The 14,510-nt window shown below is 71.4% G+C and carries 13 protein-coding genes; 6 read left to right on the forward strand and 7 right to left on the reverse strand.

Translation table 11 applies throughout. The features are described 5' to 3' along the window. Window positions 1-181: 181 nt before the first annotated feature. Window positions 182-1,576 carry an MFS transporter gene (locus AB0D27_RS00005; protein WP_362500600.1) on the forward strand — a complete coding sequence of 465 codons (1,395 nt, stop codon included), beginning with the start codon at window positions 182-184 and terminating at the stop codon, window positions 1,574-1,576. A gap of 53 nt (window positions 1,577-1,629) precedes the next feature. On the opposite strand, the gene AB0D27_RS00010 is transcribed toward AB0D27_RS00005, so the two are convergent. The 4 genes from AB0D27_RS00010 to lnt all read right to left on the reverse strand — a co-directional run bounded on the left by AB0D27_RS00010 (window position 1,630) and on the right by lnt (window position 6,657). After that, a complete protein-coding gene (locus AB0D27_RS00010) occupies window positions 1,630-3,555 on the reverse strand; it encodes a GAF domain-containing protein (RefSeq protein WP_362500602.1) in 1,926 nt (641 codons plus the stop codon). A 97-nt stretch (window positions 3,556-3,652) separates the two neighbouring features. Continuing rightward, window positions 3,653-4,453 (reverse strand): 3-hydroxybutyrate dehydrogenase, encoded by an 801-nt coding sequence (locus AB0D27_RS00015; protein WP_362500604.1) that lies wholly within the window; start codon window positions 4,451-4,453, stop codon window positions 3,653-3,655. Window positions 4,454-4,513: 60 nt separating this feature from the next. Next, the gene (locus AB0D27_RS00020) at window positions 4,514-4,987 is read right to left on the reverse strand and encodes an NUDIX domain-containing protein (protein WP_362500606.1); all 474 of its coding nucleotides are present in this window, start codon (window positions 4,985-4,987) and stop codon (window positions 4,514-4,516) included. A gap of 56 nt (window positions 4,988-5,043) precedes the next feature. Further along, window positions 5,044-6,657, reverse strand: coding sequence for an apolipoprotein N-acyltransferase (gene lnt, locus AB0D27_RS00025; protein WP_362500608.1), 1,614 nt, complete (start codon window positions 6,655-6,657; stop codon window positions 5,044-5,046). Between the two features lie 239 nt (window positions 6,658-6,896). On the opposite strand from lnt, the gene AB0D27_RS00030 reads away from it, so the two are divergent. After that, the gene (locus tag AB0D27_RS00030; protein WP_362500610.1) at window positions 6,897-7,916 is read left to right on the forward strand and encodes an O-antigen ligase family protein; all 1,020 of its coding nucleotides are present in this window, start codon (window positions 6,897-6,899) and stop codon (window positions 7,914-7,916) included. A 36-nt stretch (window positions 7,917-7,952) separates the two neighbouring features. On the opposite strand, the gene AB0D27_RS00035 is transcribed toward AB0D27_RS00030, so the two are convergent. Further along, window positions 7,953-8,498, reverse strand: a complete 546-nt coding sequence (locus tag AB0D27_RS00035) for a hypothetical protein (RefSeq protein ID WP_362500612.1) — start codon at window positions 8,496-8,498, stop codon at window positions 7,953-7,955. A 139-nt stretch (window positions 8,499-8,637) separates the two neighbouring features. Beyond that, on the reverse strand, window positions 8,638-9,426 hold the full coding sequence (locus AB0D27_RS00040; RefSeq protein ID WP_362500614.1) for an aspartate/glutamate racemase family protein: 789 nt from the start codon (window positions 9,424-9,426) through the stop codon (window positions 8,638-8,640). Window positions 9,427-9,484: 58 nt separating this feature from the next. Between AB0D27_RS00040 and AB0D27_RS00045 the strand changes: the two genes are divergently transcribed. Next, window positions 9,485-10,660, forward strand: coding sequence for a glycosyltransferase (locus AB0D27_RS00045; RefSeq protein ID WP_362500615.1), 1,176 nt, complete (start codon window positions 9,485-9,487; stop codon window positions 10,658-10,660). Window positions 10,661-10,664: 4 nt separating this feature from the next. Here the strand turns inward: AB0D27_RS00045 and AB0D27_RS00050 are convergent, their stop codons facing one another. Next, the gene (locus AB0D27_RS00050) at window positions 10,665-11,972 is read right to left on the reverse strand and encodes a TerD family protein (protein WP_362500617.1); all 1,308 of its coding nucleotides are present in this window, start codon (window positions 11,970-11,972) and stop codon (window positions 10,665-10,667) included. A 295-nt stretch (window positions 11,973-12,267) separates the two neighbouring features. Between AB0D27_RS00050 and AB0D27_RS00055 the strand changes: the two genes are divergently transcribed. From AB0D27_RS00055 to AB0D27_RS00065, 3 genes are all read left to right on the forward strand, one after another. Beyond that, a complete protein-coding gene (locus tag AB0D27_RS00055) occupies window positions 12,268-12,696 on the forward strand; it encodes a DUF6643 family protein (RefSeq protein WP_362500619.1) in 429 nt (142 codons plus the stop codon). A 44-nt stretch (window positions 12,697-12,740) separates the two neighbouring features. Continuing rightward, window positions 12,741-13,565, forward strand: coding sequence for an MOSC N-terminal beta barrel domain-containing protein (locus tag AB0D27_RS00060; RefSeq protein ID WP_362500621.1), 825 nt, complete (start codon window positions 12,741-12,743; stop codon window positions 13,563-13,565). Between the two features lie 187 nt (window positions 13,566-13,752). Beyond that, window positions 13,753-14,358 (forward strand): hypothetical protein, encoded by a 606-nt coding sequence (locus AB0D27_RS00065; protein WP_362500623.1) that lies wholly within the window; start codon window positions 13,753-13,755, stop codon window positions 14,356-14,358. The last annotated feature ends 152 nt before the right edge of the window (window positions 14,359-14,510 follow it).

Raw genomic sequence — 14,510 nt, forward strand, 5'->3', positions numbered from 1 at the left:
CGCAGCCGCCGCAGGCGGTGGCCATCGCCATCCGCCGCGACGGCTGCGCGGGCAGGGATAGGGCCAACACGCATACTCCGCCCCCAAAGTATGTTGTCCCGCCATATGTGCGCCTGACCTGCGCCTTCCTACCGTGTGCCGACACCTACCCGTCCCCACCGCACACGAGGAAGTGGCGCACATGGCCTCCGCAGCAACCGCTCCCCCACCACCCACGAGCCTCAAGCGCATCGTCGCCGCGAGCCTCATCGGCACCACCATCGAGTGGTACGACTTCTTCCTCTACGGCTCGGCCGCCGCGCTGGTGTTCAACAAACTGTTCTTCCCGGGCTCCGACCCTCTCGTCGGCACGCTGCTGTCGTTCCTGACGTACGCGGTCGGGTTCGCCGCCCGGCCGCTGGGCGCGCTCGTCTTCGGGCACTACGGCGACCGGCTCGGCCGCAAGAAGCTGCTGGTGCTGAGCCTGCTGCTGATGGGCGGGGCGACGTTCGCGATCGGCCTGCTGCCCACGCACGCGACTGTTGGCTCGGCCGCCCCCGTGCTGCTGACCACACTGCGCCTGGTGCAGGGTTTCGCGCTGGGCGGCGAGTGGGGCGGCGCCGTCCTGCTGGTGTCCGAGCACGGGGACGCCGAACGGCGCGGGTTCTGGGCCTCCTGGCCGCAGACCGGCGCGCCCGCGGGGCAGTTGCTGGCGACCGGTGTGCTCTCGCTGCTGACCGCCACGCTGTCGGACGACGCCTTCGTCTCCTGGGGCTGGCGCGTCCCGTTCCTGCTCTCCGGCGTTCTGGTCGTCGTCGGTTTGTGGATACGTCTGTCTGTCGATGAATCACCCGTCTTCCAGCAGGCGTTGGCGCGGGCCGAGGCCCGCAGGGCGGCGCCGAACGCGGGGGCCGCGGAACCCGAGAAGCTGCCGCTGGTCTCCGTACTGCGCCACCACTGGCGTGACGTGCTCGTCGCGATGGGCGCCCGCATGGCGGAGAACATCAGCTACTACGTGATCACCGCCTTCATCCTCGTGTACGCCACCACCTCGGCCGGCGTCTCCCGGCAGACCGCGCTCAACGCGGTGCTCATCGCGTCCGCCGTGCACTTCGCCGTCATTCCGGCGTGGGGCGCGCTCTCGGACCGGATCGGCCGCCGGCCCGTCTATCTGCTGGGCGCCGCCGGAGTAGGCCTGTGGATGTTCCCGTTCTTCTCCCTCATCGACACCGGCGGCTTCGGCAACCTGATCCTCGCCGTCACCGTCGGCCTGGTCCTGCACGGCGCCATGTACGCACCCCAAGCCGCCTTCTTCTCCGAGATGTTCGCGACCCGGATGCGCTACTCCGGGGCGTCCATCGGCGCCCAGTTCGCCTCGGTCGCGGCGGGCGCGCCCGCCCCGCTCATCGCGACCGCGCTGCTGTCCGCCTACGGCAGCTCCACACCGATCTCTCTGTACGTGATCGGGGCGGCCGTCCTGACCCTGATCGCGGTGGGAGCCGCCAAGGAGACCCGGCACCGCGACCTGGCCGACGTGGAGGCCGCGGGCGACGACCGGCCCGCGACGGCCCCGGCGGCGGACGCCCGTACTGCCTGACCCCCTCCCCGCCCCTCGACGACCCCCGTATGCCGACGGCGTGTGTACGGGGGTCAGGGCGATGTCGCCGACGACAACCGGTGCAACCGCAGGGCGAGTTGGATCTCGAGCGCCCGGGCCGGGCTCTGCCAGTCGTCCCCGAGCAGGCGCCCCACTCGCTCCAGTCGCTGCGCGACGGTGTTCACATGCACATGCAGGTCGTCCTTCGTGCGCGCCGGGCTCATGCCGCACCCGAAGTACGCGTCGAGGGTGCGCAGCAGATCGGTGCCACGCCGTTCGTCGTACGCCACGACCCGGCCGATGGTGCGTTCGACGAAGCCGGAGATGTCCCGGTCCCCGGCGAGCAGCAGCCCCAGGAACCCGAAGTCCTCAGCGGCGGCACCGTCTCCCGCCCGGCCCAGCACGAGCAGGGCCTCCAGACAGCGCTGCCCCTCCGCATAGGCCGCCGCCACGGCGTCGGGGCGGGCGGCGAGTCTCTCGACAGGCGCGGAGGCGCCGACAGTGACTCGCTCGCGCACGGCGGTGCCGAGGTCCCTGGCCGTACGGCGGGCCAGGGTCGTCGCGGTGTCACCGGGCCCGAGGGGAAGCAGCAGGACGGTGCCGCCGTGGCGGGCCGCGGCCAGTCCGCGCCGGGTGGTGGCGAGATGGGACGCGGTCGACCACAGGCGTCTGCGGGCGGAGGCCTCCTGGTCGGCGTCGGCGGCTCCGGCGTCGAGTCGGGCGGCCAGCACCACATGGGAGCCGTCGAGGTCGGCGTGCAGGCGAGCGGCCCGTTCGCGCAGCAGGCGGGGATCGCGGTCGCGGGCGTCCAGCAGGTCGTCCAACAGCTCGCCCCGAACGCGCTGTTCTGCCTCGGAGGCCGAGCGTCTGGCCAGCAGGAGCAGTGACGTGACCATGGCCGCGCGCTCCAGGGTGCGCTGGTCGACGGGGTCGAGGCCCGGATGCCCGCGCAGCACCAGCGCGCCGAGCAGCTCGCCTCCGGCGGCCACGGCGGCGATCCAGTCGTCTCCGTGCCGCACGGCGTGGCCCTCGGCTCGGGATGCCTCCAACGGAGCGGCCGGCGCGTCGCTCGATTCGGCGAACTCGACCATGCCGTCGAGGACTTCCGACACCGCGGCGGCCACGTCGTGGACCCCGCCACCGCGCAGCACGAGCTCGGCGAGCCGGTCGTGGACATCCGACGCGCGCTCGATCACTCCGCTCCGGTCCCGGATGATCTCGTTGGCGCGGCCCAGACGGTCCAGGGCGGAACGCGTCTCCGTGAGCCAGTTGGCCGTGTCGATGGCCGCCGCGGCCAGGGCGGCGAACGAGCCCAGCAGGGCGATCTGCTCCCGCTCGAAGACCCGCGCCCGGCGGTCCGCCGCGAACAGCACCCCGATGACCTGGGGCCCGATCATCAACGGCACGCCGAGAATCGCGACGAGCCCTTCGTCCCGTACGCCCGCGTCGATGCTCTGGGTGTGCTGGAAACGTCCGTCCTTAAAATAGTCGTCGGTGACATAGGGGCGGGCGGTCTGAGCGACCAGTCCGCCCAGCCCCTCCCCCATGCCGAGCCGCAACTGCTGGAACCGCGCGGCGACCGAACCCTCGGTGACCCGCATGTACGTGTCGCCCCTGGCCGCGTCGTTCAGGCTCAGATACGCCACGTCGGTGCCCAGCAGTGACCGGGCCCGCTGCACGATCGCCTGCAGCACGGCGTCCAGATCGCGCAGGCCCGCCAGATCGTGCGCGGTCTCGAAGAGTGCGGAGAGCTCGGCCTCACGGCGGCGCCGTCCCTCTATCTCCGAGCGCACCCGCAGGGCAAGCAGCTTGGCCCGCTCGAGCGCGGCGATGCGCCCGGGCGGCCGGCCGTCGGCGCGGGCGAGCAGCACGGGCTGCTCGTACGCGTCGGCGGACGCCCCCCTGGCCAGGAGTTCCAAGAACGGCGCCTCGGCGCTGTCGGCGGAGCGCTCGGCGGATTGCACGTGATCGCTGGACATGGTCACAGGATCGCTCATCCGCGGCTCGGCGCCACGGCCCTGTGGATAACTCACGATCGGCTCCGGATGGCTCCCTCGGTCTCCGTCGGTTTCCGGCTCAGTGCGCGGTCCAGCCGCCGTCCAGCGCCAGGGACGTACCGGTGATGAAGGCCGCCTGCGGGCCGCACAGGTAGGCCACCGCCTCGGCGACCTCCTCCGGCTCGATGAGCCGTTTGACCGCACTGTCCTGCAGCAACACCTCGGCGAGCACTCGCTCCTGTGGAATGCCGTGCGCCTGCGCCTGATCGGCGAGCTGCTTCTCGACCAGGGGGGTGCGGACGTAGGCGGGGTTCACACAATTCGAGGTGACTCCATGGGGCGCGCCTTCCAGAGCGGCGGTTTTCGAGAGGCCCTCAAGACCGTGTTTCGCGGCCACATAGGCGGACTTGAACACCGAGGCGCGCAGCCCGTGGACCGATGAGACATTGACGATTCGGCCCCACCCCTGCCCGTACATGTGGGGCAGGGCTCCCCGGATGAGCCGGAACGGTGCCTCCAGCATCACGGTCAGCACGGTGTGGAAGACGTCGGGTGGGAACTCCTCGATGGGGCACACGAGTTGCAGTCCGGCGTTGTTCACGAGGACGTCGGTGCCCGCCGCGGCCTGCTCCGCCGCGTCGAGGTCGGTGAGGTCGAGGACATGCGGCTCGACGGTGCCCGCGAGACCGTGCGCCTGTTCGGCGAGCGCGTCCAGGCCCGCGGCGTCCCGGTCGACCGCTCTCACCTTGGCTCCGGCGGCGGCGAGCCGCAGCGAGCAGGCGCGGCCGATGCCGCCTGCGGCGCCGGTGACGAGGGCGGTGCGGCCGCCGAGGTCACGTGCGGGAGTGTGGGTGCCGGGGAGGGCGCTGGGCGCGGTCATGCCTCGACCCTAAGCAGCTCGCCCACCTCAACCGATGTGGTTGCCACACACACTTAAGGCTCAGGTCATAGGGTCAAACCATGTGGGTCCATCCGAAAGCGCCTGCTTGATCCGGAACTGACTGTGCTCATTGAGCACGGGCAGCGCGTCCACCTCGAACCAGCCGACCTGGAGGGACTCTTCGTCGTTGACGCGCGCCATTCCGCCGACGGCCCGGCAGCGAAACGTGATGTCCATGAACTGACAGACGTCGTCGTTGTCGAAGACGACGGGCTTCGTGGCGTACACACTCACGATCCGCTCGACCTCGCAGCGCACGGCGGTCTCCTCGTACACCTCGCGCACCGCGCAGGCGGCGGGCTGCTCGCCCGGGTCCGGGATGCCGGCGAGCACCGCCCACTGGCGGTTGTCGGCGCGCTGGCCCAGCAGGACTCTGCCCTCGTCGTCGAAGACGACGGCGCTCACGCCGGGGAGCCAGAGGAGCTGATGGCCCGCGGAGGCCCGGATCGTGCGGATGAAGTCGGGAGTAGCCATGGCCCGACCCTAACGGGCCAACTCCGTTACCCCGCCGCGTTCCCGGGCGCCCCGTCCTAGCCGCCGGTGCTGCGCCGTCCACGAACCGCCGTCGCCACCGCCCAGCCGAGCCCGCCCGCCGCGACAAGCACCAGGACCATCTCGGGGACGATCCCGAGCTTCGTGGCGGGTGTCTGGGAGTAACGCAGCGGGACCTTCTGGACCAGCGAGTCGGCCACGAACATCCCGGTCTTCTGGGTGATCTTCCCGTCCGGCATGATCACGGCACTGACACCGCTCGTCACCGGCACCGTGACGGTGCGGCTGTGCTCGACGGCACGAACGCGGGACATGGCGAGCTGCTGGTAGGTCATCTCACTGCGGTCGAACGTCGCGTTGTTGCTGGGTACCGAGATCATCTGGGCGCCGTCCGTGACGGTGTCCCGCACGGCCCAGTCGAAGGCGGCCTCATAGCAGGTGGCGAGGCCGACCTTGGTGCCGTCCATGGTGAACACGCCCGCCTTGGAGCCGCGGCTGAAGTCCTGGCGCACCATGCTCGTCCAGTTCTTGTTGATGGCCCCGAGAAGCGGACGCAGGGGAAGGTACTCGCCGAACGGCTGGACCTGCCGCTTGTCGTACGTGTCGACGACGCCCTTGGCCGGGTCCCACAGGATCTGTTCGTTGTAGAGCTTGCCGCCCCGCTCGACGACACCGCCCACCGAGATGGGAGCGCCGATCGCCTTGGCCGCTTCGTCGATCACGGCGCGCGCGTCGGGGTTGGTGAACGGGTCGATGTCGGAGGAGTTCTCCGGCCACAGCACGAAGTCGGGCTTGGCGACCTTGCCCGCCTTCACCTTGGCGGCCAGCCGCTCGGTCTCGCGCGCGTGGTAGTCGAGGACGGCGCGCCGCTGGGCATTGAACTCCAGTCCCGCACGCGGCACGTTGCCCTGGATGACCGCGACGGTAGCCGTCCCGTTCTCGGCCTTGTCGCTCACCAGCGTCCGCGCGGCAAGCGCTCCCCCTACCGGGACGGCGATGCTGAGCAGCGCCGCCGTGGCCGCGCCTCGCTGGACCACCCGGGTGCGGCGGCCCTCAACGGCCAGCCGTACGACCTCGTACAGCGCGAAGCCGCACAGCACGACAGCGAAGCCGAGCACCGGAGTGCCGCCCACCGCGGCGAGCGGCAGGAAGACTCCGTCGGCCTGTCCGAAGGCGATCTTTCCCCAGGGGAAGCCGCCGAACGGCGCACGCGCGCGTGCCGCCTCGCCCGCGATCCACACCGCCGCCGCCCACAGCGGCCACGCGGGCAGCCGGGACACGACAGAGATGCCGGCGCCGACGAGCGCGGTGAACACCGCCTCCACGGCGACGAGCGCGAGCCACGGCCCGGAGCCGACCTCGACACCCGTCCACACCAGCAGCGGCAGCAGGAATCCGAGGCCGAAGAGATAACCGAGGCCGAGACCGGCCTTCCAGGTGCGGCCGCGCAGGGTCCAGCCGAAGACCGCGAAGGCCGGCAGGGCCAGCCACCACAGCGTGCGTGGCGGGAAGCTGACGTACAGCAGCACTCCGGAGAGCGCCGCGGCGGCGGCCGGAACGAGACGCCGCACCCGCTCGGCCCCGCGCGAGGCGGGAGCGGCCTGGGGTTCGAGCTGTTCCGGCTCGTCTACGGTGGTTGCGGTGGCGGTCACCCGGGGAGTGTACGGCGGGTGAGCTGGGCGCCGACAGCACGGTCTCATCGCCCCCGGCAGGAGACCGATGGTCCGGCAGGACCCTTCGCACACATCTGCTGCAACGTTCCTGCGCAACATGTCCACAAACCGCCACATCACCCGTTACGGTGTGCCCGAGCCTCTGACGTGCGGCCGGATGCGGTCACCACGGCCGGGGCCCGTCATAGTCGGGGGGCGACGGGGTGGGGTCCACGGGGATGACGTCCGCGGCCGGTTCTGCGGCCGAGGGCGAAAGACGCAGCGCTTCGGACGCCACGGGTGTGATCGTGCTCGCGGCGTGCGCCGTCTGGTCCTTGATCACGGGGGCCACGCACGACGGCCGGCCCGAGGGTGTGCTGCTGGCAGTGCTCGCCCTGGCCGCCGGTTACGCCTCGGGGCGTATCTTCGGGGCGCTCCTGCCCGTCGCCGCCCCCTGCGCCGGTGCGCTGGCAGGACTGGGCCTCGCGATCGTCACTCCCGGCCCGCAGATCACCTCGCAGCTCGGACACACCGGCGCCACGGCCGCCCTGCTGACGCTCTCGGCCGGAGCCGCGTGCTGCGCGGCCTGGGCGGCGCGTCCGCCGGCGCTGCGCCTGACGCTGAGGCTGCTGGCCGGCGGGACAGCGGTCACCGCGGCGGTGCTGGGCTCCACCACCGCATTCGTCACCTGCGCCGGCGTCCTGCTGTGTTCGCTCGCCGCCGCCCGTGTGCGCCACCGCGCCCTGGGACTCGCGGGCCTCGCGCTCGCCGCGGCACTCGTGACGGGAGCCACCTGGGCGATCGCCGAGAACGCACTGCCCGACGGACTGACTGCCGCCCTGGAGGGCCGGCTCACCCGGCACCGAGTGCTGCTCTGGCACGACGCGCTGCGCCTGGCCCGCCACGATCCGGCGCTGGGTGTCGGTCCCGGTCGCTACGGAGATCTCAGTCCGACGGTCGCCCAGTCACTGCTGCCCGACGGCAAGCCGCATTCCGCTCCCCTGCAGCAGGCGGCCGAGCAGGGTGTGATCGGCGTGGCGCTGCTCGCGGCGGCCTTCTGCTGGGTGCTGTACGCGCTGTGGCGCACTCCGCGGTCCACGCCGATCGCCCTGACGGCGGGCGCGGCCCTGACGGCGCTGGCCGCCCTCGCGTCGATCGGCAACGCGCTGAGCTTCACCACGGTGACGGCCGGTGCGGGGCTGCTCGCCGGGCTCGCCACGGCCCGGCCGCTGAGCGAGGACGGGCCGGGTGCGTCATGAACACGGCCCGGCGGCCACGCGCACTCGTGAGTCGACTCAGTGCACTGCGCCGGGAATGCTCGGCCGCAGCCGGTCACGGATGACCCGTACCGCCGCCTCCGCGTTGTCCACCGTGATGGTGAACGTGTGGCCGTCGCCGAGCCGCAGCACTACGCCCTCGCCGCGCCGGACGATGACGGCGGTGCCCTTGTCGGGCCGCCAGCGGTAGCCCCAGCCGCCCCACTGGCGCGGGGTGACGCGGGGCGCGAAGTCGGCGCCGACGACATGCGAGAGAGGGATGCGGCGACGCGGCAGTCCGATGTGGCCGCAACGCACTTCCACGTAGTCCTTGTCGACCTTCACTGCGACATGCACGAACGCCAGCGTGCCGCAGAGGATCAGCAGTCCCGCCGCGATGCATCCAACGACGGACATGGCGAGCGGGGCGCTGCCCGACGTCCACACCGAGTCGACGGCGAGCTCGATCCCGAGCGCTATACAGGCGGCACCGCCGAGCGCGGGCAGCCACTGGACGCGGTTGGTCGCACGCCCGGTCCAGATCTCCGGATGCGGGCTGTTCTCGCCGTGGGAGTGGTCCCTCATGCTTATGAGACTACTCAGGTTCCGCGCTGCGGGCACTGGGTTGCGCAGCGTTACTGCTCCGCAAGGACGCGCCTCGTACGCAGGGCGTTCATCCGGCGACCGACTGTACCCACCGGCACGTCCGGCCTGTGTACGGCAGTCAGCGTGCGGGGCTGACCGCCGACAGGATGCGCCCTTCCTCATATGTCAGAGCGGTCGCCGGCAGCGCGCCCTCGCGACCGCCGAGGAGCACCGTGACGGCCGAGTCGGCGGCGGGTGCCTCAATGTCCGGCAGCTCACCGATCCTGCGCAGCGCCTGGGCGGCGACCGCGCCGGCGGAGCCGTGCAGGACGAGCGGCGGAAGGCCGGGACGCTGCACGGCGGCCCGGATGCGTTCGGCGACCAGTTCGTAATGGGTGCAGCCCAGGACGACGGCCCTTACATCCTGAGGGGTGCGGGCCGCGGCTGCGGCGATCGCGGCGTCGATGGCGGCCTGGTCCGCGTGCTCCACGGCGTCCGCGAGTCCGGGGCAGGCCACTTCGGTGACGCTCACCCCGTCCGCGAACTCACGGATGAGGCCCCGCTGATACGGGCTGCCGGTGGTCGCGGGCGTGGCCCAGATCGCCACGGGCCCGCCGCCCGCGGCGGCCGGCTTGATCGCCGGGACGGTGCCGATGACGGGCACCTCCGGCTCCAGTCGGGCGCGCAGCGCGGGCAGAGCGCGTACGGAGGCGGTGTTGCAGGCGACGATCAGCGCCTCGGGCCGGTACCGGGCGGCGGCCTCCGCGACGGCGAGCGCGCGTGCGGTGACGTCCTCCGGCGTGCGAGGCCCCCAGGGCATGCTGCCGGGGTCCGAGGAGAGCACCAGATCGGCGTCCGGCCGCAGTCGACGTACCGCGGCGGCAGCAGCCAGCAGTCCGATTCCGGAGTCCATGAGCGCGATCTTCACCCGGTCACCTTAGACGATCCCCCTCGAGGGGCGGCCGTGGTGGGGCAGACTGCGGCGGATGAGCGCCGTTGTGTGGACCGCCGTGGGGTCACTGGCCGCGTGGCTGTGGCTGCTGCTGGGCCAGGGTTTTTTCTGGCGTACGGATGTGCGGTTGCCGCCGCGACGGGAGCCGGAGGACTGGCCGTCCGTCTGTGTCGTCGTACCGGCCCGGGACGAGGCCGCCGTCCTGCCCGAGAGCCTGCCGTCGCTCCTCGCGCAGGACTACCCGGGGCGGGCCGAGGTCTTCCTCGTCGACGACGGCAGTTCGGACGGCACGGGAGAACTGGCCCGCGAGCTGTCGCGCCGGCACGGCGGGCTGCCGCTCACCGTCGACTCGCCCGGGGAGCCACCGGCGGGCTGGACGGGGAAGCTGTGGGCCGTGCGCCACGGCATCGGTCTGGCACGCGCGCGTGCCCCCGAATATCTGTTGCTGACGGACGCGGACATCGCGCATGCCCCGGACAGCCTGCGGAGGTTGGTGGCGGCGGCGCGCACGGGCGGTTTCGATCTCGTCTCGCAGATGGCGCGATTGCGCGTGCGGAGCGTGTGGGAGCGGCTCGTCGTACCCGCGTTCGTCTACTTTTTCGCTCAGCTCTATCCCTTCCGGCGGATCGCCGTGAAGGGCGCGCGCACGGCGGCGGCTGCGGGCGGCTGCGTCCTGCTGCGCACGGACGCCGCGGAGCGGGCGCGGATTCCTGACGCGATCCGGCATGCCGTCATCGACGACGTGGCCCTCGCCCGGGCGGTCAAGCGCGGTGGGGGCCACATCTGGCTGGGACTCGCCGAGCGGGTGGACAGTGTGCGCCCGTATCCGCGGCTGCACGACCTGTGGCGGATGGTCTCCCGCAGCGCGTACGCCCAGCTTCGGCACAATCCGCTGCTGCTCGCCGGCACGGTCGCCGGTCTTGCCGTGGTCTATCTGGTGCCGCCGGTCGCACTCGTGGTCGGTCTCACGGCGGGGAACGCGTGGGCGGCGACGACCGGAGGGCTCGCGTGGCTCCTGATGACGGCGACGTATCTTCCGATGCTCCGCTACTACCGGCAGCCGCTGTGGCTGGCTCCGCTGCTGCCGGTCACGGCGTTTTTGTACCTCCTCATGACGGTCGATTCCGCGGTGCAGCACTACAGGGGGCGCGGCGCGGCCTGGAAGGGCCGCACCTACGCGCGCCCCGACACCGCCTTCGACGAGGGCTGATCGCTCACTTCCTGCCGGGGGTCCAGTTCATGCCCCAGCCGTAGACGCGGTCGACGGTGCGCTGGGGGCTGACTCCACGCTCGGGGACCAGGTAGCGGGCCTCTCGCTGGACGACCAGGTCGCCGCCGTTGTTGGTGATGAGAGCGAGCGCGCAGACGGTCGAGGGCACGGTGCACTCGTCGAGCGAGAAGTCGACGGGTGCGCCGCCCAGGGGTTGAAGGGTGACCGTGGCGTGCAGATCCGCGAAGGAACGGGCTCCTTCGTAGATGGTCACGAAGATCAGGATGCGCCGGAAGCTCTGCTGGTGATCGAGGTTGATGGACAGGTTCTCGCCACTGGCCACGGCACCGGTGCGGTCGTCCCCGTCGAGAAGGATGTACGGCGGCTGGTGCAGCGCCCCGAAGGCGTTGCCGAGTGCCTGGACGACTCCTTTGCGGCCGTCGGACAGCTCGTAGAGCGCGCAGAGGTCGAGATCGAGGTCCGCGTGCATCGCCACAGCCCGGCCGCGCTTGCTGCCCCACCCCGAGAACTGCTTGCGCGTCTGCCAGTTGAGGTTCACGCGCATGGCGCCTGACGTGCCGCCCTGTTTGGTGAGCGAGACCGAGGGTGCCTCCTTGGTGAGCGTCACCTTGGAGAGGCGGACCGCAGCCGCGGGGGGCGCGGGCGGGGGCGCCACAGGCGGCGGCAGGGTGACGGGCGGGGTCATGGTCACCGGTGGGGCAACGGGCGGCGGCGGGCCCTGGACCCGGGTGCCGGGCGTGGGTGGCAGGGGCGCCCGCGGTGCCGCGTTCTGGGGCTCGTCCACGGTGATTCCGTAGTCAGTGGCCAGTCCCTCGAGTCCGCTGCTGTAGCCCTGCCCGACGGCGCGGAACTTCCAGGCACCCTGGCGACGGTAGAACTCGCCCAGCACGAAGGCCGTCTCGACGGTCGCGTCGGCGCTGTCGAAGCGCGCGACCTCCGTGCCCCGCTGCGCGTCGAGCACCCGGATGCAAAGGCCCGGCACCTGCCCGAAGGCGCCGCCGTCCGCAGAGGCGGCCACCACCACGCTCTCGATCGCGGACTCCACGCGCGCGAGGTCCACGAGCAGCGCGTCGGTGACCTGGCCGCCCACATCCCTCTTGCCCTCGTGCCGCACGGCGCCGGAGGAGTGCGCGGGCTGGTTGTAAAAGACGAAGTCGCCGTCCGAACGGACCTTCCCGGAGACCAGCAGCAGCGCGGAGGCGTCCGCATCGGGCACCCCCGGTCCTGAACGCCATCCCAATTCGACGCGCAGTGCGGTCGTCGGGACAGGAACATTCGATCCCTTAGGCATTGACATGTACGCCCCCATCACGTGTCTCCGCGCCGGCCGCGTCTCGCGCGGTCCGGCGGCCCCGTCCCGCCAAACCTAATCCCCCGCCCCTTGAACTCCCATCACCCGCACCAGAAGACCGTGGTCAACCGCGGGTAACCCGCCAGGAACTCGGCTTTTACACGATCCGAAGGCTCTTTGGCGTCCTTTTTTGCCGAGTTCGCTCGCATTGGGGATCCCACGTCACTGCCGACACGGAAAACAACCCTCTTATCGGTCTCCCCAACCGGCACATCGTGGGCTTAACTTATGTGCCATGACCTCCCCCCGCTCCACCTATGGCGGCGGTTACTACTCCGCCTTCCAGGACACCCCGATCTACGACTCCCTCGTCGCCGAGCGGGGCACCCCCCAGATCGCTCCGATCCGGGTTCCCGCCGCATACGACACGGGAAGCCACCTCCCCGCACTTCCGTCGGCGCTGCCCGCGCTGCCGGCCGGACCCTCCCATCAAGCTCCCTCCTACGGCTACCCGCAGGCCCATCAGCCCGCTCCGCTGCAGCAGGCCCCCGCGCCGTACATCCCGCAGCAGGCGGGGGGACCGCGTGGTTATCCGGGCGGCCAGCAACAACAGCGCCCGATGGCGACCGGCACGGGCTACGAGGCGATGCGCCCCGCGGCTCCCCGCCCCAATCCGGCTCCCTACCAGGATCCGTACAACGGGCAGCAGTACCGCGGCTACTGAGTCCTCCTGCCGGATTGTCGGTGCCGACTGGCACCATTGCGGTCATGGGGAACGCGGAGCTGCACTCGATCCATGTCCATCCGGTCAAGGCGTTCCGGGGCCAGTCGCCCCGGGAAGCCGCCGTGGAGCCCTGGGGGCTGGCCGGGGACCGACGCTGGGTACTGATCGACGACGGGGGAAAGGTCGTCACACAACGCCAGCATCCACGTCTGGCACTGGCCGCCGCCGAGCTGCTGCCCGGCGGCGGCGTACGGCTGTCGGCGCAGGGGCGCGAGCCGGTGAACGTATCCGTGCCCGCGCCGATGGGCACCACGGCCGTGGAGATCTTCGGCGACAAGGTGGAAGCCGTCCTCGCGGACGAGGCCGCGCACGCGTGGTGCAGCGATTACCTGGGGGCGAAGGTGCGCCTCGTCCACATGGACGATCCGGCCACGCGCCGTCCCGTCGACCCGGACTTCGCGCACCCGGGCGAGACCGTCAGCTTCGCCGACGGCTTTCCGCTGCTCGTCACCACACTCGCCTCGCTGGATGCCCTCAACTCCTTGATCGCCCAAGGGGATGAGGCCCATGAGGGCCCCCTGCCGATGAACCGCTTCCGGCCGAACGCCGTCGTCCGCGGCACGGAGGCCTGGGCAGAGGACGACTGGTCCAGGATCGCCATCGGCGAGGTCACCTTCCGGGTCGCCAAGATGTGCGGCCGCTGCGTCGTGACCACCACCGACCAGGTCACCGCCGAGCGCGGCAAGGAACCGCTGCGCACCCTCGGACGCCACCGCCGCTTCGGCGGCCAGCTCGCCTTCGGGCAGAACCTGGTGCCCGAGGCCCCCGGCACCGTGCGTGTGGGTGATCCGGTCACCGTCCTCGAATAGTCCGCGCGATCAAGTTCGGCGAACGGGGGCGCGGGGAGGGAACCCGCGCCACGGACAGGATCGTTGAGAGTGAGTGAGAAGTTCATGAGAGGCCCAGGGGAAGGGTGATTTCGCTCTCTCTTCCCCGACCTCTCGCGTGAACGGCTCCGCTGCGGGTTATCACGGAGGCGGAAGGGGGTGCGGGACGGTGCGAGCAATCAGCGGACTCTGGCGCTGGCGGCACAATCCGCTGCGCCGCACGAGCGATCTCGTCGAGGCCTGGCTGGCCCTGGCCGCCATGGTGCTCATCCTCCTCGCCGCGCCCCTCCTCGGCGCCGTCGTCGGTGCCTCGGCCCAGGACGCCTTGCAGCAGTCCGTGCGGGACCAGCGCCAGGCCCGCCACGAGGTGGCCGCCACCGTCGTCAAGGAGCTGTCCCACAGCCCGCTCGATCCCGATCCGGAGACCTCGTCGTCACTCGACCCCCACAGCCGCGTACTGGCCAACTGGACAGCACCGGACGGCACCGCGCAGCACGGCACGGTGATAGCCGCCCTCAAGTCACCGCACCACGGCGACCACTTCACGATCTGGACCGATCTGCAGGGGCGAATAGTCGGCCGGCCGTTGGACAGTGCCACCGCGACGACGCACGCCGTGCTGGCCGGATTCGGCGCGGGCCTGATGTCCGCGGGGCTCATCGAGGGCGGCAGGCGGCTGATCGTCTGGCGCATGGTCCGTCGGCGGTACGCCTGTTGGGATCGGGCGTGGGACAAGGCGGGTCCCGACTGGGGCAAGGCCGACACCGGCAGCTGACGGCCTTCCCGCTCCGGTCAACCCGGCGTCCCCGCGCACGCTACGGTGGACCGGCCGAACTGTTCGGCACCGTCGTGAGAGGCTGTCCGGCAGGGACCTGGATCCCGACGGGGCATCAGTACGGCCTCGCAGGACCCGCGTACGACGAGGTG

The sequence above is a fragment of the Streptomyces sp. NPDC048415 genome, assembly GCF_040651675.1.
GTDB lineage: Bacteria > Actinomycetota > Actinomycetes > Streptomycetales > Streptomycetaceae > Streptomyces.